Consider the following 20768-nt stretch of genomic DNA (forward strand, 5'->3'; position numbering starts at 1 on the left):
ACCCAGGGTGAGGACGGCCATCGATGCTGCCGTCCTCACCTACGCGCCCCGCCCACACAGCGGTCTGCGGGCGTCCTGCTGAAACTTCTCCTTACGCACCGGGTGGAGCAAAACCGATGGCCTTTGGCATAGGCACCTCAAAATGGCGGCGCCGTTCCGCGGCTCGCCGCCGCGGCGGCCGACTGCTCGGACAGTCGCTGGCTCTGGCACTCATCGTCCCCATGGGCCTGGCACAGGTCGCCCAAGCGGCAGAGCCAGGCGGCCTGGGGCGGCCCGACGTGCCCCTCACCAGGGCCAGCAAGGTCCAGGAGTTTCATAGTCCCGGCGCCAAGAAGGCACGCCAGAAGGTCGCCCGCGACAAACAGGCCAACGCGGCGCAGGCCCAGCGAGCGGGCACCGACCGCAAAGCAAGCTGGCCCACGCACGGCCAAGCCACACTGCCGCTCACCCGCGGCCACAAGACCACCGCAGAGACAGGCGGCCTCGCGGTCACAGTGAGCCCGCATACCAGCACCTCGCCCGCCAAGAACGGACACGGCCGCTCAGTCGCCGCCGCGAAGCACGAGGCGGCGGGCAAGGCCCGCATCACCGTGCTCGACCAGAAAGCGGCACAGAAGGCGGGCGTCACCGGAGTCCTGCTGACAGCACAGGCGGACAGTGCTGGCAGTGCGCAAGTCAGTGTCGACTACGGCGGTTTCGCCTCGGCGATCGGTGGCGGCTGGGCCCAGCGGCTTCGCCTCGTCGAGCTCCCCGCCTGCGCGCTGACGACTCCGCAACGGCAGCAGTGCCGCACACAGCAGCCGTTGCCCTCGCACAATGACGTCGCCCACCGGAGCGTCTCCGCGACCGTGGACCTGGCGCCAGCTGCACCCCCAGCAGCGGCCGGCGGCGCAAACCCACCGGCGACGCTCCTCGCCGTCACAGCCGTTGCCACCGGCTCGGCCCAGACATCCTCCAGCACGGGCAATTACGCGGCCACGCCGCTGGCCCCGTCCTCGTCCTGGCAGGCAGGCGGCAGCTCCGGCTCCTTCACCTGGTCCTACGACTTCACGCTGCCACCGGCGGCAGCCGGACCGGTCCCGCCTCTCGGGCTGTCCTACGACTCCGGCAGCATCGACGGGCGCACCGCGACCACCAACAACCAGGGCACACTGGTCGGCGAGGGATTCACCCTCACCGAGTCCTACGTTGAGCGCATCTACAACTCGTGTGACGACGACGGCCACGACGATGTCTTCGACCAGTGCTGGAAGCACGACAACGCTCGCCTCGTCCTGAACGGCAGGTCCAGCAGCCTGGTCAAGGACAAGGACACTGGCGACTGGCGGCTGGAGAACGACGACGCGTCCAAGGTGACGCGGTCCACCGGCGCCGACAATGGCGACAACGACGGCGAGTACTGGACCGTCACCACGGGCGACGGTACCAAGTACGTCTTCGGCAAGGACAAGCTGGACGGCGCCGGCACCCAGCGCACCAACTCCGTATGGACCGTTCCGGTATTCGGCGACGACTCCGGTGAACCCGGCTACACCGGCGGGGACACTTTCGCCGACCGCTCCCTGAACCAGGCCTGGCGCTGGAACCTGGACTATGTCGAGGACACCCACGGCAACGCCTCCACCTTCTGGTACACGACGGAGTCGAACTACTACAAGAAGAACAAGGCGAAGACGGCCGACACCTCCTACATCCGGGGCGGCTATCTCAATCGGATCGAGTACGGCCTGCGCAAGGATGCCCTGTTCACCGACCCGGCCGACGCGAAGGTCACCTTCGGCTACGCCGAGCGCTGCACCGTATCGGACTGCGGCAGCCTGACCAAGGACACGGCCGACAACTGGCCCGACGTCCCCTTCGACGCGATCTGCTCCAAGGACGACTCCGACTGCAACGCGGCCGGCCCTTCCTTCTTCACCCGCAAACGCCTCACCGACATCTACACCTACTCCTACAACGCCACCACCAGCGCCTACGACAAGGTCGACGCCTGGGTGCTCCAGCAGGGCTACCTGGACGGCGGAGACATCGGCGACAGCAGCGACCAGGTCCTGACCCTCAAGTCCATCGTCCGCTGGGGCAAGACCGCCGACACGTACCTCCACCTCGACCCGATCACATTCACCTACCAGATGCGGCCCAACCGGGTCGACGCGACGGACGACATCCTTCCGATGACCCGCCCGCGCATCTCCACGATCACCGCCGAGACCGGAGCGATCACCACCGTCACCCTGTCCGGGCCCGAGTGCAAACGCAGCGAGGTACTGAGCGCCCCGCAGGACACCAACACCCGCTCCTGCTACCCGCAGTACTGGCACATCAACGGCGCCGAGAACGCGGCCGTCGACTGGTTCCACAAATACCGGGTCCTGGCCGTGGACGTCTCCGACCCTGCCTCGGGTAACCAGGACATCGAGTACGCCTACGACTACAGCGGTCCCGCCTGGCACTACAGCGACGACCCCTTCACACCGAAGGACGAGCGCACCTGGTCGGACTGGCGCGGCTACCGCCAGGTCACCGCATGGACCGGCGCGACAAGCGTGACCCGCTCCCGCACCGTCTCGCTCTACCTGCAGGGCATGGACGGCGACAAGACCAAGGGCACCACCACCAAGTCCGTCTCCGTCCCGCCCCTCACCACGCCCGACCTCGCCCTGCCCGCCTTCACCGACAGCAACCAGTACGCCGGACAACTGCGCGAACAGGTCACCTACAACGGCTCCACCCCGATCACGGCGACCTCCAACGACCCCTGGTCCAAGGAGACCGCACGGCAGAGCCAGCCCGACGCCGGCGACCTGATCGCACGTTACGTACGCACCGCCACCAGCAAGTCCTACACCTACCTGACCGTCCCCAAGGCCTGGCGCGCCCGCCAGACCAGTACCAGCTACGACAGCTACGGCATGCCGGTCACCACCACCGACTCCGGCGACGCAGCCGTCAGCGGCGACGAAACCTGCACCCGCACCTGGTACGCCCGCAACGACGCAACCGGCCTCACCAGCCTCGCCTCCCGCACCCGCACCGTCGGCCGCAGCTGCTCCACCAAGGACGACGACCTCTCCCTCCCGGCAAACACCACCACCCGCGGCGACGTACTGGCCGACACCGCGATCGTCTACGACACCCCCGCCGCCACCTCCTGGTCGCCGACCCAGAAGCCCACGCAGGGCGACGCCACATGGACCGGCCGCGCCACCGGCTACGCGGCCACTGCCGACACCAGCGGCGACCGCCCGGCCACCGGCTGGCAGACCGTCTGGACCACCACATACGACACCCTCGGCCGCCCCTCGAGCGTCACAGACGCGGCCAAGAACACCACCAGCACCGAATACACCCCGGCAGACGCCGGACCCCTGACCAAAACCGTCATCACCGACCCCGTGAAGTACAAGACGGTCAGCTTCCTCGACCCCCGGCGCGGCCAGGCGCTGCGCACCTATGACGCCAACCTGAAAAAGACCGAGCTGAACTACGACGCGCTCGGCCGGCTGACCGACGTATGGCTGCCGAACCGAATCCGCGGCAGCCAAGCGGCCAACACCACCTACGAATACCACCTCGACCCCACCAAACCGTCCTGGGTCTCGACCTCGACTCTCAAGAAGGACGGCCAGACCTACAACACCACCTACACGCTCTACGACGCCCTGCTGCGCCCGCTGCAGACCCAGTCGCCCACCCCGCAGGGCGGACGCCTGCTGACCGACACCCGCTACGACACCCGCGGGCTGGCGTACCAGACGTACGCGAACATCTTCGACAAGGACAGCACCCCCAACAGCACGTACACCCGCGCTGAATACGGACAGGCCCCCAACCAGACCGAAACCGTCTTCGACGGCGCCGGCCGCCCCACTACCAGCACCCTGTCCGTCTTCGGGGTCAAGAAGTGGACCACCAGCGCCAGCTACACAGGTGACTCAGTAGCGTCGACCGCACTCCAGGGCGGATCGGCCCAGCGCACCATCACCGACGCCCGCGGCCAGACCACCGAAACACGCGAATACGCGGACAAGAGCCCGGCCGACAGCGACTTCGGCACCGGTCCTGGCGCCTCCTATACGTCCACGAAGTTCACGTACGCGCTGGACGGCAAGCAGAACAACGTCACCGGCCCGGACAAGTCCACGTGGACCTACCGCTACGACCTCTTCGGCCGCCAGACCAGCGCCACGGACCCCGACCGCGGTACGACGACCAGCGCTTACGACGCGCTCGACCAGGTCGTCAAGACGACGGACCCGCTCCACACGGTGGTGACCGACTACGACGTGCTCGGCCGGGTGACCGGTACCTGGGCTGACTCCAAGACGGACGCCAACCAGCTCACCGGCTACACCTACGACAGCGTCCTCAAGGGCCTTCCCACGTCCTCCACCCGCTATGTGGGTGGCAAGACAGGACTGGCCTACACCAAGAGGGTCACCGCCTTCGACGACCTCGGCCGGGCGAAAGCGTCCCAACTGGAGCTGCCCGCTGGTGACCCGTTCGTCAAGGCGGGCCAGCCGTCCACCCTGCCGTTCGAGACGTACTACAACATCGACGGCACAGTGAACGTGACCACCGAGCCGGCCCTCGGTGGGCTGCCCTCCGAAGGCACGGACTACGGATACGACCCGCTCGGCAACCTGAAGAGCTTCGGCGGCGCCACCGGATACCTGCGCGACGTCTCCTACTCAGCCCTCACCCAGCCGGAACAGCTCACCCTGGGCACCGGCGGCACCGGCAACAAGAACATCTACGTCACCAGCAAGTACGAAGCCGGCACCGGGCGCCTGACGTACAGCCACGTCACCGACCAGACACACCCGTACATGCTGCAGGCGCTCGACTACAGCTATGACGAAGCCGGCAACATCACCGCGATCAGCGACCCGACAGACCTCGGCAAAACAAGCTCCGCCGAAACCCAGTGCTTCGCCTATGACGGCCACCAAAGACTGACCGAAGCGTGGACGCCCGCGTCGCAGAAGTGCGCGGACACCCGCAGTGCGTCCGCGCTGTCCGGTCCGGCCCCGTACTGGAACAGCTACACCTACAACGCCGCAGGCCAGCGCCTCACCGCCACGGACCACAAGACCGCCGGTGACGTGAAGACCACCTACTGCTACACCAAGCAGAACCAGCCCCACACCCTGACCGGAACCACCACCAAGACCGACTGCACAACCCCCGAGCGCTCCTACACCTACGACGCGACGGGCAACACCATCAAGCGCCCCGGCACCTCGGGCACGCAGGATCTCCTCTGGTCCCCGGAGGGCAAACTCGCCAAGCTGACCGAAGCCGGCACCTCCACGAACTACCTCTACGACGCCGACGGCAACCTCCTGATCCGCTCCGCGGACAACGGCGAACGTATCCTCTACGCCGGCACCACCGAACTCCACCTCCGCGCCAACGGCACCACCTGGGCCCAGCGCTACTACTCCGCCGGCGGCATCACAGCAGCCCTCCGCACCAACGAATCAGGTACCAGCAAGCTCACCTACCTCACCGGCGACCACCAAGGCACCTCCACCCTCTCCATCACCTGGGACACCCAAGCCTTCACCAAGCGCTACACCACCCCGTTCGGCGAAGACCGCGGCAAACCCCAGTACGGCCCCTGGCCCGACGACAAGGGCTTCCTCGGCAAAACCCGCGACACCAACACCGGCCTCACTCACATAGGCGCCCGCGAATACGACCCGTCCATCGGCCAGTTCCTCAGCGTCGACCCCATCCTCGACACCACCGACGCCCAGTCCCTCAACGGCTACAGCTACGCCGACAACAGCCCCGTCACCCACAGCGACCCCACCGGAGCCTGGCTCGACGACGGCACCGGCCACAGCGAACCCCGCCAAGATGGCGGAGCCGGGGGGACGCGGAACCCCGACAAGGCAGGGAAGCCCCGGGGAGGCGTCCACACCGGCGGTTGTTACTACAGCTGTCCCCCAAGCGGTGGTGGGACGCATGGTAACGGCGGCAGTAATTCTGGGTCGAGTGGCGGCAGTACGAAATCTACAACGCCCACCGCTGCAGAACAGTATCGGTGCAATTTTCTTGCGGGCTGCGAAATACGTGACAATCCCGGACAGTGGTGTCAGCACGAAATGGTGCTGTGCAAAATCGCCACGACGACCCCGGCCGTGGGTCAGGCCGTGGGACAGATTCAGGGATTTGCGAAAGATGTCCTCGGGATAAGTAGTTTTGAGGACTGTAAAAATGGCGACTATATCGCTTGCCTGGACCTTGCGAAAGACGTAGCATTTCAGACCAAGCTCAAACTTGCCGAAAGAGTATTCGAGGCATGGCCGGGAATGAAGGGAGGGAAGAATTGTAAATGTTTCCCGGCTGGCACCCCCGTGCTCATGGCTGATCGAACAGCGAAGAGTGTCGAGAAAGTCAAAATCGGTGACAGCGTGTTGGCCACTGACCCGGAGACCGGAAGAACCAACCCCAAGAAGGTGACGCGTGTCATCGTCACCGACGGGGACAAGTACTTCAATAGGCTCTCTATCGCCACTAAGGGTGGAATCCGGCATCTCACGGCGACACATGAACACCCTTTCTGGTCCCCGTCCAGGCGTGACTGGGTCACCGCGGGGTCGCTCGTCGCCGGCATGGACCTGCTCACCGAAGACGGTACTACCGTAACGGTCACTGCGAACACGGCCTTCACCCAGCATGCCCGCACTTACAACTTCACTGTCGCAGACCTTCACACGTACTATGTGCTGGCGGGGGAGACGCCGGTTCTCGTACACAATTCCAGTTGCCCCACAAGTGCCGCTGATGGTGAACGTTTGCGCAGGCAGCTTGCCGGGGAGGCTGGCCAGCTTCCAGGGATTCGTTCGGCGGATGACATCTTCGACACCCCCTCTGCCCTTAGTGGTGGTGTCACACCGGACCAGGTTCGCCCATTCTTTGCAGGCCGGAAGGGATGGGTCGAAGAGGGCCTAGGCAGAGGGAAAAACGCTGGCGGCGGTTGGGTAATTCGTGAATATACGGGTCGCGGAGACCCGACCGGTAGGATGCTCAGGTGGAATCCTGGAGGCGGCCATCATGGTGAGGGCGCTTACTGGAGAGTCGTGGGTCCTGAAGGGGATCTGGGAGGAATCATTCGATGACCGGCGATCGGAAGTTGACGGACTTTCGGCGGTGGACCCTCGCCGTGCTGGGCCTGCTCAGCGCGGGGCCTGAAAGGCAAGTGGAGTACTTGCGGGCGTCGGGCGTGGGGCCAGATGAAGTATTGCTTCAATTCGATGACGTGCTGCACGTGGCTCGCGCCAGAGTAGCTGACGGTTCGTTGAATGACGAAGATTATCTCTTGCTTCAGTCGGTCAATGAAAGTGTCAATTCTGTAAGCGCGGGCCCTGAGGAGATTTGGACCGAAGGCGCACTTAAAGAGGCCGCTGAATGGGAAGAGGTGCGGGCGGCGTCGAGGGTGGCAAAGTCGGGTCTGGATCAGTCCTGGAGCCAGGAAGCCGGCGATTACTGAGGTTGAACTCGTGGAGTCATGGGGGCTGACGGCTCGTCGCTCGTGCGGTATCACCGAGGCATGCGGTATCCACAGGGGGGCGGGCTGACCGCCGAACGGCAGCAGTTCCGCGAGGAGTTACGGCTGAAGGCGGCCGAGAGGTTCGCCCAGGGCGAGGCGAGCTCGGTGATCGCCAAGGACCTGCGGGTCAGCGTCCGCTCCGTGCAGCGATGGCGGCGGATGTGGGACGAGGGCGGTCCGCGGGCTCTGCGGTCGCAGGGACCTGCGTCGCTGCCGCGCCTGAGTGACAAGCAGTTCGCGCAGTTACTGACATTCAAAGCGTGGTGTCGTAGGGGCTGACGCCTCACGATCCCTGCGGTATGCCGACCGTATGAGGTATGCGCAAGGAGCGGACTGACCGGTGAACGGCGTACCTTCCGCGAGAAGTTGAGGATGGAGGCGGCCGAGCGGTTTGCCCAAGGCGACGAGAACCCGGCCATCGCGCACGACCTGCGGGTCAGCGTCCGATCGGTTCAGCGCTGGCGCAGCGGCTGGTCGCAGAACGGGCCCCGGGCCCTGGCCTCCAAGGGCCCGGCATCACTGCCGCTGCTCAGTGACGAACTGTTCGCCGTGCTCGAGGGGGAGCTGGCCAAGGGGCCGGTGGCACACGGCTGGCCGGGCCAGACCTGGACGCTGCCGCGGATCAAGACGCTGACGGGGCGCCGCTTCCACGAGAGCTACACCGTGCAAGGGGTGGCCGTCCTGCTCAAGCGGGACGGCTGGAGCTGCCAGGTCCCCGCCCGGCGGGCGACCGAGAAGGACGGGACCGCGGTGGCCGGCTGGGTGAAGGAGACCTGGCCAAGCGTGGAAGAACCGTGGCGGCGCTCGACGCCTGGCTCGTCCTCGAGGACGAAGCCGGATTCCCGCCGCCGCCGCCGACCGCACGCACCTGGTCCCGCCGCGGCCGCACCCCCGTGATCCGCGTCCGGGGCCGTTCCCGCCGCCTGTCGGTGGCCGCCCTGACCTGCTACAAGGCCAGCGAACCCCCGTGGCTGATCCACCGGCCCTGCCCGGACGGCCGCCTCGACGGACGCAAGAGCTTCTCCTGGAAGGACTACCGAGACCTGATCCAGACCGCCCACCAGCAGCTCGGCGGCCCGATGGTGCTGGTTCGGGACAATGTGAACACCCATCCGACGGCCGGCATGCGCCGCTGCATCACCGACCGCGACTGGCTCACCGTCTACCAACTCCCGCCCTACGTGCCCGGCCTCAACCCGGTCGACGGTATCTGGTCCGTTCTGCGACGCACCACCACAGCCAACCGTGCCTTCGCTGACCCCGACGACCTGATCACCGCCGTCCGGCGCGGCCTACGCCGGCTCCAGTACCGCCAGGACGTTCTCGACGGCTGCCTCACCGGCACCGGCCTCCGGCACCAGCCACCATCACGACATCACGCATTCAAGGTCAGTAGGCCGTGTTTTAGAAGTCGCTGACTTGCCTGGTGGGCGGACCGGGGAAGTTTCGGGCGGCCATCCAGATGGTGAGGTCGCGGGCGATGTCGTTGATGCTGGTCGCTGTAGTGACGTCGTTCTCGTTGCGGGTGGTGTCGCGGCGGACGATCTCGTAGCCGCCTTCGTCCAGGACGGCCACGGAGGCGAACCAGGCGGGGTTGTCCTCGTCGGGCTGGAGGACCACGAAGGTGTTGTCGGTGTCGTTGAGGTCGCTGATCATCATGAACAGCGCGTCCTCGGAGGGGTCGTCGATGCGGTCGCCGTTCTCGCTGTCGGCGCCGTAGTACTGAGCCCCCATCGCTGCCTTCTCCTCGCTGTCGACCCTGATCGCGCTCAGCATGGCATGCGGATCCGACAGCTCAGGCCGGGCACAGCCATTCGCCGATCGCGGCGATCAGGACGGTCGCTTCGAAGCGGAGGGCGAGTTTGTCTAAGCGGGTGGCGACCGCCCGGTTGGGCTTGAGCCGGTTGATCCCGCACTCGACCGCGTGCCGGGCCTTGTAGTCCTCGCGACCGAAGACAGGAGGCCGCCCGCCGGCCTTCCCCCGCCGTTTGCGGTGTGCGGCCGGGTCAGCAGGCTCCGGGATCGTGCACCGGATCCCGTGCCTTCGCAGGTAGGCCCGGTTGGCCCGGGACGAATACGCCTTGTCGCCGCGCACCCGCAGCGGCCGGACACGGGGACGACCAGGTCCGGTGCGGGGCACCCGAATGCCTTCCAGGACGGCAGTGAACTGCGGGCTGTCACCGCGCTGACCTGCGGTGACCAGTAAAGACAGCAGCCGCTGGCCTTGCTCGCAGGCCAGATGGATCTTGGTGGTGAAGCCTCCCCGGGACCGACCCAGGCCGTGATCCTCGGGCTCGGCGCGGGCCCCGCCCGGCGGTTCTTTCTGAGCCTGGCCGTCGCGGCGGGCACCTGCGGCATGCTGATGGGCCCGGCAGATCATGGAGTCGACGTTGCCTCCGACGTGATCAGCCCGTCCGCGTCCGCCCGGGCCAGCAGTTGGGTCAGCAGTTCGGGCCAGGTGCCGTCACGCTGCCGGCGGCGGAAGAGTCCGTAGACCGTCTGCCGCGGCCCGCACTCCTGCGGCAGATCCCGCCACGGAGCACCGGTCCGCACCCGCCTCCGGATCCCGTCGATCAGCCTCCGCCGACCTGACGACGGCCGGCCCAGCACTGCAACCGGCAACAACGGCTCCAGCACAGCCCACTGCTCATCAGAAAGATCCCCCCGTCCCGCACCGAGATCATCACGGTGCGGGACGAGGATCAGAGCCGACTTTCAAAACACGGCCAAGCAGGACACGCTGTGGCAGGGGCGTGTGTACACGCTGAGAGGCTCAGTCTCGATCGGTGAGGCTGTCGGGCAGTGCTCGACAAGTCGAGCCGCACATGCATCGAGCCAGCCGGCTTCCCCCGCCCGAGTGAGATCTCGCAAGACATGAGAGGGTCTACGGCGTGAGTGAGACACCGTCGAACACCCTGCAATACCGCTTTGACGGGCCGGAAGAGGCTCCCGTCCTGATCCTCGGTCCCTCACTGGGTACCACCTGGCACATGTGGGACCGGCAGGTGCCCGAGCTGACGCAGCAGTGGCGGGTCTTCCGGTTCGATCTGCCGGGGCACGGGGGCGCGCCCGCGCATCCGGCCGGGTCGGTGGGGGATCTGACCGACCGGCTGCTGGCGACCCTCGAAGGGCTCGGGGTGCAGCGCTTCGGCTACGCCGGCTGCGCCCTCGGCGGCGCGGTCGGCGTGGAGCTGGCGCTGCGGCACCCGGAGCGGCTCGCCTCGCTCGCCCTGATCGCGGCCTCGCCCCGGTTCGGCACGGCGGACGAGTTCCGCCAGCGCGGGGTGATCGTCCGGACCAACGGGCTCGACCCCATCGCCCGCAGTTCCCCGGACCGCTGGTTCACCACCGGGTTCGCCGCCGCCCAGCCCGCGATCACCGACTGGGCCGTGCAGATGGTGCGCACCACCGACCCCGGCTGCTACATCGCCGCCTGCGAGGCGCTGGCCTCCTTCGACGTCCGCGCCGAACTCGGCCGGGTGGGCGTGCCGACGCTGGTGCTGGTCGGCTCCGAGGACCAGGTGACCGGTCCCGCCGAGGCCCGCACGCTGGTCGCCGGGATCAGGGACGCGCGGCTCGCCGTCGTACCGGGCGCCTCCCATCTGGTGCCGGTCGAGCAGCCCGCCGCCGTGACCGACCTGCTGGTACGGCACTTCTCCACGGCGTGGCAGCCCGCCTTCGAGTCGAGCACCGGCCAGATGGCGATCGTCGCGGCCCCGCCGAGGCCCGTACTGGCCGCCCCCGCGCAGGCCCCGCAGAGCGCGCCGATCGCCGAGATCGCCCCGGCGGCGGTGCCGCCGCAGCCCGCCGGCGGGCCGGACGCGTACGACACCGGGCTCAAGATCCGGCGCGAGGTGCTGGGCGACGCGCACGTCGACCGGGAGCTGGCGCGGGCCGACGAGTTCGGCGGGGACTTCCAGGAGTTCCTGACCCGCAGTACCTGGGGCGGTGTCTGGGACCGCCCGGGGCTCGACCGGCGCACCCGCAGCTGTGTCGCGCTCACCGCCCTGGTCGCCGGCGGCCATCTCGACGACCTGGCCGCCCACACCCGGGCCGCGCTGCGCAACGGCCTCACCCCCGACGAGATCAAGGAGGTGCTGCTCCAGACGGCGGTCTACTGCGGGATGCCCGCCGCGGGCAGCGCCTTCCGGGTGGCCCAGCAGGTCATACAGGAGGAGACCACCCCCACGGAGTGACCCCGGACCCTCGGGCAGGCGGGGGAGCACGGTGATCGTCCAGCCGGGCACCAGGAGCACCAGCTTGCACGTGCCGTCCGTCCCGCCCGCGCGGCAGGATGGGAGCCATGAAGCTCACGAAGAAGTCGCACGCCTGTGTCCGCCTGGAGAAGGACGGGCGGACGCTCGTCATCGACCCGGGCACCTTCAGCGAGGAGGACGCCGCGGTCGGCGCCGACGCGATCCTGGTCACGCACGAGCACCTGGACCACTTCGACGAGGACCGGCTGCGGGCCGGTCTGGAGGCGAACCCGGGCGCCGAGATCTGGACGCTGCGGTCGGTGGCGGAGCAGATCTCGGCGGCCTTCCCGGGCCGGGTGCACACCGTGGGCCACGGGGACACCTTCACCGCGGCCGGGTTCGACGTGCAGGTGCACGGCGAGCTGCACGCCGTGATCCACCCGGACATCCCGCGCATCACCAACGTCGGCTATCTGATCGACGGCGGCAAGGTCTTCCACCCGGGCGACGCGCTGACCGTGCCCGACCAGCCGGTCGAGACCCTGATGCTGCCCGTGATGGCCCCCTGGAACAAGATCGCCGAGGTGATCGAGTACGTCCGCGAGGTCAAGCCGCGGCGGGCCTACGACATCCACGACGCCCTCCTGACCGACCTGGCCCGCCCGATCTACGACCACCAGATCGGCAGCCTGGGCGGCGCCGAGCACCTGCGGCTGACGCCGGGGGACTCCGCCGACGTGTGAGCGGACGCGGGCGGGCTTGTCAGTGGTGGCGGGTAGGTTGTGAGGCATGCGCATCGCGACCTGGAACGTGAACTCGATCACCGCCCGCCTCCCCAGGCTGCTCGCCTGGCTGGAGAGCAGCGGCACCGACGTGCTCTGCCTCCAGGAGGCCAAGATCGCCGAGGACCAGTTCCCGTTCGGCCCCCTGCGCGAGCTGGGCTACGAGGCGGCGGTCCACGCCACCGGCCGGTGGAACGGCGTGGCGGTGCTCTCCCGCGTCGGCCTCGACGACGTGGTCAAGGGCCTGCCCGGAGACCCGGGCTACGACGGTGTCCAGGAGCCCCGCGCCGTCTCCGCGACCTGCGGCCCGCTGCGCGTCTGGTCGGTGTATGTGCCCAACGGCCGCGAGGTGGACCACCCGCACTACGCCTACAAGCTCCAGTGGTTCGAGGCGCTGCGGGCGGCCGTCGCGGGCGACGCCGCCGGCAGCCGCCCCTTCGCCGTCCTCGGCGACTACAACGTCGCGCCCACCGACGACGACGTCTACGACCGCGCGGCCTTCGAGGGCGCCACCCACGTCACCCCCGCCGAGCGGGCCGCCCTCGCCTCCCTGCGCGAGGCGGGCCTGTCCGACGTGGTGCCCCGGCCCCTGAAGTACGACCACCCGTACACGTACTGGGACTACCGCCAGCTCTGCTTCCCGAAGAACCGCGGCATGCGCATCGACCTGGTCTACGGCAACGAGCCCTTCGCCAAGGCGGTCACCGACTCCTACGTCGACCGTGAGGAGCGCAAGGGCAAGGGTGCCTCGGACCACGCGCCCGTGGTGGTCGACCTGGACGTGTAGCCCCGGACCGAGGCGTCGCGCGGGGGCGGAGGCACGGCCGCGGACCCGGCGCCGCAGCGGACCGGCGGCACCCGGGACGCGCCGTCCGTGCCGGCCTGTGGCGCGGACGGTGGCCGCGGTGCCACGCTGGGTGCATGGGTTTCCGCTTCACGGGCAACTGGCACAAGCGGCACGCGCCGGCCGTCGGCGTCACGGTGGTCACGGCCGGGGAGGGACCCCCGGCCCCGGAGGATCTCGCCGCTCTCTTTTCCACCTGCGAACAGTTGCGCGCCCTGGTGGCCGCGTCCGGTGTCCGGCTCGACGAGTCGCCCGCCTCCCTGGAGGCGCTGGACCAGCTGCTGCCGCGCTGGCGGGACGACGCCGAGACGGTGTCGTGGCTGGGCATCGACGCCGGGCTCTATCTGGGCACGGTCATCGTGCGCACCGTGCCCGGCGCCGTCTGGGAGTTGTGGCCGAGCGGCCACCCCGTCGTACGGCTGGCCTCCGGCCGGGAGATCGTCGTGGTGGAGGCCGGGCACACCTGGGCCGAGGAGGGCGTACCGGAACTGTCCCAGCTGTACGCGGAGGTGGCGGAGGGCTGAGACCGGGCAGCCGAGCGGGCGGAACCGGGCGCCGGACGGCGATTGCTGCAACCGTCGCAAAGCCGGATCCGGGCCGCCCCGGCGCCGCCGCCCGGGGCCCTTCCTCCACGTCGGCGGGCCCATCGCGCCGAACCTCGACTACGATATGGCGTTCGCGACCGTCTCAGGGGGCAGCGGTCCACAGAGCCATACCCGGCCGGCGGCAGCCGGAGATCACTGCTCGCGCGGCGGTACGGACAGCCACTCCGCACCGTCCGCAGGCGAGAAGAAGGTCAGCTGGCCGCCGGGCGGGTTGTGCTCGCGGCGGGATCGGCCGGGGCCGGCAGCGGCGCCTGGGCCGCGCGGGTCACGTCCGCGACGAGCTCGACCACATCGGGGCCGTAGGACTGGGAGCTGACCACCTTCAGCAGCAGCACGAAGGGGCGCGTGCCGTACTTGCGGGCGAGCCGTTCGTGGTGGCGGGCCAGGTAGCGGGTCGCGGCCTGGTTGTCGATGGCGCGCTGGCCGCAGAAGAGGAACACGGGCCGTGCCTCGCGGCGCTCGCCCGGGACGAGCCTGGCCAGCAGCACATGCTCCGTGACGCCCGGATCCATCCGGTAGCGCTCGGTGCCGATCTGGAAGGCGCCCCGGTCCGGGCCCGGTTCCGGGTCGATGTTGACCCGGACCCCGGGGAGCATGGCCGCCATGTGAGCCAGCATCCGGCGATTGGAGGCGGGCCCGCCCACGCAGAACTCCGTGCGCTCGCCCACCCCCTGATGGACCGCGTCCTGGGTGACCACCTGGAGGTGCGCGCCGCACTCCTTGATCAGCGCGGAGAGTTCGAGCAGCGCGAAGACGTCGAAGCGGTGGACGGCCGGTTCGCCGGCGGCCGGGTCGCGGTTGACGACCAGCAGCGACTCGGAGTTGTCGGGCAGCCCGAAGAACGCCTGCTTGCGGCGGAGCCCGCGCCGCCACAGGAACGTACGGGCCAGCCAGCCGAGCGCGGCGCTGACGCCCGCCGCGACCACGCCCAGGACGATGTTGCGCACGTCGTCGTTCATGGCCGCGCATGCTAGCGGCTCGGACGGTACTGTGTTCGAGACGGTCCTGACGCGATCATGGCAATGCCATAGGCTGCACGGACGGTCTCTGACTGGAGGTGCGGATGCGTCGCCCAGGAACACGGAAGCTGTCGGTTCTCGCGGTCTGTGCGGCCGTGGTGTCGGTGGGGGCGGCGGCGCCGCCCGCCGCGCACCCGGACTCGGGCCCGGCACCGGCCGGGAAGAAGGTGCCCGTCGCCGTCGGCCGCGGCGGCGCCGTGGCCAGCGTCGACGCCGACGCCACCGCGGCCGGCATCGAGGTGCTGAAGAAGGGCGGCAACGCGGTCGACGCGGCCGTGGCGACCGCCGCCGCCCTCGGCGTCACCGAGCCCTACTCGTCCGGCATCGGCGGAGGCGGCTACTTCGTCTACTACGACGCCAGGACCCGCACGGTGCACACGATCGACGGCCGCGAGACCGCGCCGCTCAGCGCCGACGAGGACCTGTTCAAGGAGAACGGCAAGCCGCTCTCCTTCGACGACGCCGTCACCAGCGGGCTGAGTGTCGGCACCCCCGGCACGGCCGCCACCTGGCAGAAGGCCCTGGACGAGTGGGGCAGCAAGCGGCTCGGTACGGTGCTCGGGCCCGCCGAGCGGCTGGCCCGCGACGGCTTCACCGTCGACGACACCTTCCGCTCGCAGACGGCCGCCAACGAGACCCGTTTCCGGGCCTTCCCGGACACCGCGAAGCTGTTCCTGCCGAAGGGCGAACTCCCGGCCGTCGGCTCGGTCCTGAAGAATCCCGACCTCGCCCGCACCTACGCGGAACTGGCCCGCAAGGGCGTCGGCGCGCTCTACCACGGCGCCCTCGCCGACGAGATCGTCGACACGGTCGAGCACCCGCCCGTCGACCCCGCCTCGGGCTGGAACGCGCGGCCCGGCAAGCTCACCGAGAAGGACCTCGCGGTCTACCGCGCCAAGCTCCAGGCCCCGACGCGTACGTCCTACCGCGGCCTGAACGTGTACTCCATCGCGCCCTCCTCCTCCGGCGGCACCACCGTCGGCGAGGCGCTGAACATCCTGGAGAACACGAAGCTGTCCCGGGCGAGCGAGGTCCAGTACCTGCACCACTTCATCGAGGCGAGCCGGATCGCCTTCGCCGACCGTGGACGCTGGGTCGGCGACCCTTCCTTCGAGAAGGTCCCCACCGCCGGGCTGCTCTCCCAGCGGTTCGCCGACTCCCGGGCCTGCCTGATCAAGGACGACGCCGTCCTCACCAGCCCGCTCGCGCCCGGCGACCCGAGCCGGCCCGCCGCCTGCGGCACCGGCGGCACCGCCGCGCCCACCACCTACGAGGGCGAGAACACCACCCATCTGACCACCGCCGACCGGTGGGGCAACGTGGTCTCCTACACCCTCACCATCGAGCAGACCGGCGGCAGCGGCATCACCGTCCCCGGCCGCGGCTTCCTGCTCAACAACGAGCTGACCGACTTCTCCTTCGCGCCCGCCAATCCGGCGGTGCACGACCCGAACCTGCCCGGCCCCGGCAAGCGGCCGCGCTCCTCCATCGCGCCGACGATCGTGCTCGACGGCGCCAACCGACCGGTGGCGGCGGTGGGTTCGCCCGGCGGCGCGACCATCATCACCACCGTGCTCCAGACCCTCACCGGGTTCCTCGACCGGCATCTGCCGCTGGTCGACGCGATCGCCGCGCCCCGCGCCAGCCAGCGCAACGCGGCGCAGACCGAACTCGAACCCGCCCTCTACGACAGCCCGTTGAGGAAGCAGTTGGAGGCGATCGGCCACTCCTTCAAGCTCAACCCGGAGATCGGCGCGGCCACCGGGGTGCAGCGCCTGCCGGACGGCAGATGGCTGGCGGCGGCGGAGAAGGTGCGCAGGGGCGGCGGCTCGGCGATGGTCGTCCACCCGGACCGGTAGGCCGGAGGCCGCCGACCACCCGGACCGGCAGGCCACCGGAACACACCCGACGCAGGGGCCCCGGACGGCGGTTCACCGTCCGGGGCCCCTGCGTGCGTGCCGGCTCCGTCACTCGGCGGGGGCGGGGGCCGCTTCCCGGTCCCCGGCTTCCCCGTTCTCGGTGCGGAAGGCGAGGCGGTCGTCCTCGACGTCCACCGTGACCCGGCCGCCCTCGCCGAGCCGCCCGTCCAGCAGCAGCCGGGACAGCCGGTTGTCGACCTCGCGCTGGATGGTCCGGCGCAGCGGTCGCGCCCCGTACTCCGGCTGATGGCCGCGCCGCGCCAGCCACTCGACGGCCCCGTCCGTGAACTCCACGGCCACGCCCTGGGCGTGCAGCAGCCGCCGGGTGCGCTCCAGCAGCAGATCGGTGATCTGCCGCAACTGCTCGGCGCTGAGCTGCCGGAAGACGACGATCTCGTCGATGCGGTTCAGGAACTCGGGCCGGAAGTGCTCGCGCAGCGGGCGCAGGATCTGCTCGCGCCGCGCCTCCTCGTCGGCCTCCGCCCCGCCCGCGCCGAACCCGATCCCCGCACCGCGCCGGGTGATGGCCTCCGAACCGAGGTTGCTGGTCATCACGATGACGGTGTTGGTGAAGTCCACCGTGCGGCCCTGGGAGTCGGTCAGCCGCCCGTCGTCGAGCACCTGGAGCAGGATGTTGAAGACGTCCGGGTGCGCCTTCTCCACCTCGTCGAGCAGCAGCAGCGAGTACGGGTGACGGCGCACCACCTCGGTGAGCTGCCCGGCCTCCTCGTGGCCGACGTAGCCGGGCGGGGCGCCCACCAGGCGGCTGACGGCGTGCCGTTCCTGGTACTCGCTCATGTCGAGGCGGACCATGCGGTCCTCGCTGCCGAACAGCGCCTCGGCCAGCGCGCGGGCCAGCTCGGTCTTGCCGACTCCGGTCGGGCCGAGGAACAGGAAGCTGCCGATCGGCCGGTCGGGGCTGGCGAGCCCGGCACGGGAGCGCAGTACGGCCTCGGAGACCACGGCGACCGCCTCGTCCTGGCCGACCACCCGCCGGTGCAGATGCTCCTCCAGGCCGAGCAGGCGCTCCTTCTCCTCCTGGGTGAGGCTGCTGACCGGGATGCCGGTCTGCCGGGACACCACCTCGGCGACGGCCTCGGCGGTCACCTCCAGGTGCTGGCCCTCGTCGGCCTCCTCGCCGCCGCCCGCCTCGGCGATGCGCCGCTTCAGCTCCCCGATGCGGTCGCGCAGCTCGGTGGCCCGCTCGTACTGCTCGTCCGCGACGGCCTGGTCCTTGTCGCAGGCGAGCTGTTCCGCCTCGCGCTCCAGGGCCCGTACGTCCGTGCCCTTGGTGCGGGCCCGCAGCCGTACCCGCGCGCCCGCCTGGTCGATCAGGTCGATGGCCTTGTCCGGCAGCCGCCGGTCGGTCAGATAGCGGTCGGACAGCTCCACGGCCGCCACCAGGGCCTCGTCGGTGTAGCGGACCTGGTGGTGGGCCTCGTAGCGGTCGCGGAGCCCGCGCAGGATCTCGATGGCGTCCGCCGGGGTCGGCTCGGGGACCAGGATGGGCTGGAAGCGGCGGGCCAGCGCCGCGTCCTTCTCGATGCGCCGGTACTCCTCCAGGGTGGTGGCGCCCACGATGTGCAGCTCGCCGCGGGCCAGGGCGGGCTTGAGGATGTTGCCCGCGTCCAGCGAGCCGCCCTCGCCGCCGCCGCCCGCGCCGACCACGGTGTGCAGTTCGTCGATGAAGACGATCAGCTGGTCGGAGTGGGTGCGGATCTCGGTGACGATGGTGTTCAGACGCTCCTCGAAGTCGCCGCGGTAGCGGGTGCCGGCTACCACGCCCGTCAGGTCCAGGGCCACCACCCGGCGGCCGAGCAGGATGTCGGGCACGTCGCCGTCGGCGATGCGCTGGGCGAGCCCCTCGACGATGGCCGTCTTGCCGACGCCCGCGTCCCCGATCAGCACGGGGTTGTTCTTCCCGCGCCGGGACAGCACCTCGACGGTCTGCTCGATCTCCTGGTCCCGTCCGATCACCGGGTCGACCCGGCCCTGCCGGGCCAGCTCGGTGAGGTCGCGGCCGTACTTGTCCAGGGTGGGCGTGCCGGTGGGCCGCTGCCGTTCCGCTCCCGGCGCCGCCGCGGTGTCCGGCTGCTCGGGCGGCAGGCCCGAGGCGGCGAAGCGGGCCGCGTTCAGGATGTGCCCGGCCGCCGAGTCGGGATTGGCGGCCAGCGCGCTGAGCACGTGCTCCGGGCCGATGTAGCCCGCGCCGCCGGCCCGTGCCATGTCGTGGGCGTCCAGCAGGGCCCGTTTGACGGCCGGGGTGAGGGACAGCGCGGGGGGCGGGGAGGCGTCGCCCGGTGGGTTCTGCACGGGCCCGGACCGCTCGTCGATCTGGGTGGCGAGCGAGTCCGGGTCCGCGCCCGACCTGCTGAGCAGGGAGCGGGTGGGTTCGGTGGCGAGCGCCGCGCGCAGCAGGTGCTCGGTGTCCAGGTCCCGGCTGCCGTGGTCGGCGGCGTACTGGGCCGCGCCCTTGACGAGTTCCCGGGCCGGCCGGCTGAGGAGCCTGCCGATGTCGACGTGCCGGGGCCCGGGGCGGGTGCCGCCGAAGAACCGGGCGAAGAATTCGCCGAAGGGGTCGTCCTCGCCCTCCGGGCCGACGAAGCCGCTGGTCATCGCTTTCCGTTCCTTCGCTGACGGGTGGCTTTCGCCGGGTAACCGGATGGGATGCGGTCATGCCACGATGACACGTCCCATTTGTCCGGGCACGTCGAGCGCGGAGCGGGCGCGTGGCGGGCGCGTGGCGGGCGCGGCTCCCGGGGCGCCGGGCTACCGCTGGGTGAGGACGCGCGGGCCGCTGCCGGTGATCGCGACCGTGTGCTCGACGTGGGCAGCGCGGGAGCCGTCGTCCGTGCACAGGGTCCAGCCGTCGGGGGCCGGGTGGTAGCCGTCGGTGCCGCCGCCGATCAGCATGGGCTCGATGGCGAGGACCATGCCGTGGCGCAGCGGCATGCCGCGTCCGGGGCGGCCCTCGTTGGGGACGCCGGGGTCCTCGTGCATGTGGCGGCCCACGCCGTGGCCGCCGAAGTCCTGCGGGATGCCGTAGCCCGCCGCACGGCACACGGTGCCGATGGCGTGGGCGATGTCGCCGATGCGGTTGCCGACGACGGCCGCGCCGATACCGGCGGCCAGGGCCCGCTCGGCGGTCTCGATCAGCCGGGTGTCGGCGGGACGCGCCCGGCCGACGGTGAAGCTGAGCGCGGAGTCGCCCGCCCAGCCGCCCAGGTGGGCGCCGAAGTCCAGGGAGACCAGGTCGCCGTCGCGCAGCCGGTAGCGGGTCGGGACGCCGTGCACGATCGCGTCGTTCACCGAGACGCAGAGGACCGCGGGGAAGGGGGTCGGGGCGAAGGAGGGCCGGTAGCCGAGGAAGGGCGAGGCCGCCCCGGCCTCGCGCAGCACGTCGTGCGCGACCTCGTTCAGCTCCAGCAGGGAGACCCCCACCGCGGCTGCCTGGCGGGCGGCGGTGAGTCCGCGCGCGACGACCTGGCCGGTCTCGTGCATGGCGTCGATCGATGTGTCTGTCTTCAGTTCCACCATGCCAATTACTATACCGGTATTTCAATACCGGTCGACGCGCTAGGATGGCGTCATGGTGCGCACCCCTCTCACTCCGGAAGAGCACGAGCGCGGCGAGCGTCTCGGGCGGCTGCTGCGCGAGGCGCGCGGCAGCCGCAGCATGGCCGAGGTCGCGGCGAGCGCGGGCATCTCGGCCGAGACCCTGCGCAAGATCGAGACCGGCCGGGCGCCGACCCCGGCGTTCTTCACGGTCGCCGCCCTGGCGCACGCCCTGGGCCTGTCCATGGACGAACTGGTGGGCCGGTGCGTGCCCGCCCAGGTGTGAG

General features: G+C 69.9%; 13 protein-coding genes and 2 pseudogenes. 10 read left to right on the plus strand and 5 right to left on the minus strand.

Annotated elements, in window-relative coordinates; genetic code table 11:
* Window positions 1-116: 116 nt before the first annotated feature.
* From B086_RS41705 to B086_RS46320, 4 genes and pseudogenes are all read left to right on the plus strand, one after another.
* Window positions 117-7130 carry a polymorphic toxin-type HINT domain-containing protein gene (locus tag B086_RS41705; protein WP_078531325.1) on the plus strand — a complete coding sequence of 2338 codons (7014 nt, stop codon included), beginning with the start codon at window positions 117-119 and terminating at the stop codon, window positions 7128-7130.
* Window positions 7127-7501, plus strand: coding sequence for a hypothetical protein (locus tag B086_RS0137925; protein WP_018571666.1), 375 nt, complete (start codon window positions 7127-7129; stop codon window positions 7499-7501). Before B086_RS41705 ends, B086_RS0137925 begins: the two co-directional genes overlap by 4 nt.
* Before the next feature lie 60 nt (window positions 7502-7561).
* A pseudogene (locus B086_RS0137930) lies at window positions 7562-7807 on the plus strand (helix-turn-helix domain-containing protein); the annotation flags it as partial.
* Between the two features lie 64 nt (window positions 7808-7871).
* A pseudogene (locus B086_RS46320) lies at window positions 7872-8979 on the plus strand (IS630 family transposase).
* Here B086_RS46320 and B086_RS0137945 read toward each other — a convergent pair.
* On the minus strand, window positions 8966-9337 hold the full coding sequence (locus B086_RS0137945) for a hypothetical protein (protein ID WP_018571668.1): 372 nt from the start codon (window positions 9335-9337) through the stop codon (window positions 8966-8968). The pseudogene B086_RS46320 and the gene B086_RS0137945 overlap by 14 nt on opposite strands.
* Window positions 9338-9356: 19 nt before the next feature.
* A protein-coding gene (locus B086_RS43505; protein ID WP_234029447.1) for an IS5 family transposase occupies window positions 9357-10264 on the minus strand; the annotation gives its coding sequence in 2 pieces (ribosomal slippage) (window positions 9357-9955 and window positions 9955-10264; 909 coding nt in all).
* A gap of 188 nt (window positions 10265-10452) precedes the next feature.
* Between B086_RS43505 and B086_RS0137960 the strand changes: the two genes are divergently transcribed.
* The 4 genes from B086_RS0137960 to B086_RS0137975 all read left to right on the plus strand — a co-directional run bounded on the left by B086_RS0137960 (window position 10453) and on the right by B086_RS0137975 (window position 13907).
* Window positions 10453-11757: an alpha/beta fold hydrolase gene (locus B086_RS0137960; RefSeq protein ID WP_026253199.1), complete on the plus strand. Its 1305-nt coding sequence runs from the start codon at window positions 10453-10455 to the stop codon at window positions 11755-11757.
* A gap of 107 nt (window positions 11758-11864) precedes the next feature.
* Entirely contained in the window at window positions 11865-12500 is a 636-nt protein-coding gene (locus B086_RS0137965) for an MBL fold metallo-hydrolase (RefSeq protein ID WP_018571672.1), read from the plus strand.
* A gap of 46 nt (window positions 12501-12546) precedes the next feature.
* On the plus strand, window positions 12547-13326 hold the full coding sequence (locus B086_RS0137970) for an exodeoxyribonuclease III (RefSeq protein ID WP_018571673.1): 780 nt from the start codon (window positions 12547-12549) through the stop codon (window positions 13324-13326).
* 134 nt (window positions 13327-13460) lie between these two features.
* On the plus strand, window positions 13461-13907 hold the full coding sequence (locus tag B086_RS0137975; RefSeq protein WP_018571674.1) for a DUF6278 family protein: 447 nt from the start codon (window positions 13461-13463) through the stop codon (window positions 13905-13907).
* Between the two features lie 272 nt (window positions 13908-14179).
* On the opposite strand, the gene B086_RS0137980 is transcribed toward B086_RS0137975, so the two are convergent.
* Complete coding sequence (locus B086_RS0137980) at window positions 14180-14947, minus strand: hypothetical protein (protein ID WP_018571675.1); 768 nt, start codon at window positions 14945-14947, stop codon at window positions 14180-14182.
* Between the two features lie 104 nt (window positions 14948-15051).
* Between B086_RS0137980 and ggt the strand changes: the two genes are divergently transcribed.
* Window positions 15052-16866 carry a gamma-glutamyltransferase gene (gene ggt, locus B086_RS0137985; protein ID WP_026253200.1) on the plus strand — a complete coding sequence of 605 codons (1815 nt, stop codon included), beginning with the start codon at window positions 15052-15054 and terminating at the stop codon, window positions 16864-16866.
* A 108-nt stretch (window positions 16867-16974) separates the two neighbouring features.
* On the opposite strand, the gene B086_RS0137990 is transcribed toward ggt, so the two are convergent.
* Window positions 16975-19542 (minus strand): ATP-dependent Clp protease ATP-binding subunit, encoded by a 2568-nt coding sequence (locus B086_RS0137990; RefSeq protein ID WP_018571677.1) that lies wholly within the window; start codon window positions 19540-19542, stop codon window positions 16975-16977.
* Between the two features lie 153 nt (window positions 19543-19695).
* A complete protein-coding gene (gene map / locus B086_RS0137995) occupies window positions 19696-20463 on the minus strand; it encodes a type I methionyl aminopeptidase (RefSeq protein ID WP_018571678.1) in 768 nt (255 codons plus the stop codon).
* A 52-nt stretch (window positions 20464-20515) separates the two neighbouring features.
* Between map and B086_RS0138000 the strand changes: the two genes are divergently transcribed.
* Window positions 20516-20767, plus strand: coding sequence for a helix-turn-helix domain-containing protein (locus tag B086_RS0138000; protein ID WP_018571679.1), 252 nt, complete (start codon window positions 20516-20518; stop codon window positions 20765-20767).
* The last annotated feature ends 1 nt before the right edge of the window (window position 20768 follow it).

The organism is Streptomyces sp. PsTaAH-124 (assembly GCF_000373685.1).
In the GTDB taxonomy this organism is placed as follows: domain Bacteria; phylum Actinomycetota; class Actinomycetes; order Streptomycetales; family Streptomycetaceae; genus Streptomyces; species Streptomyces andamanensis.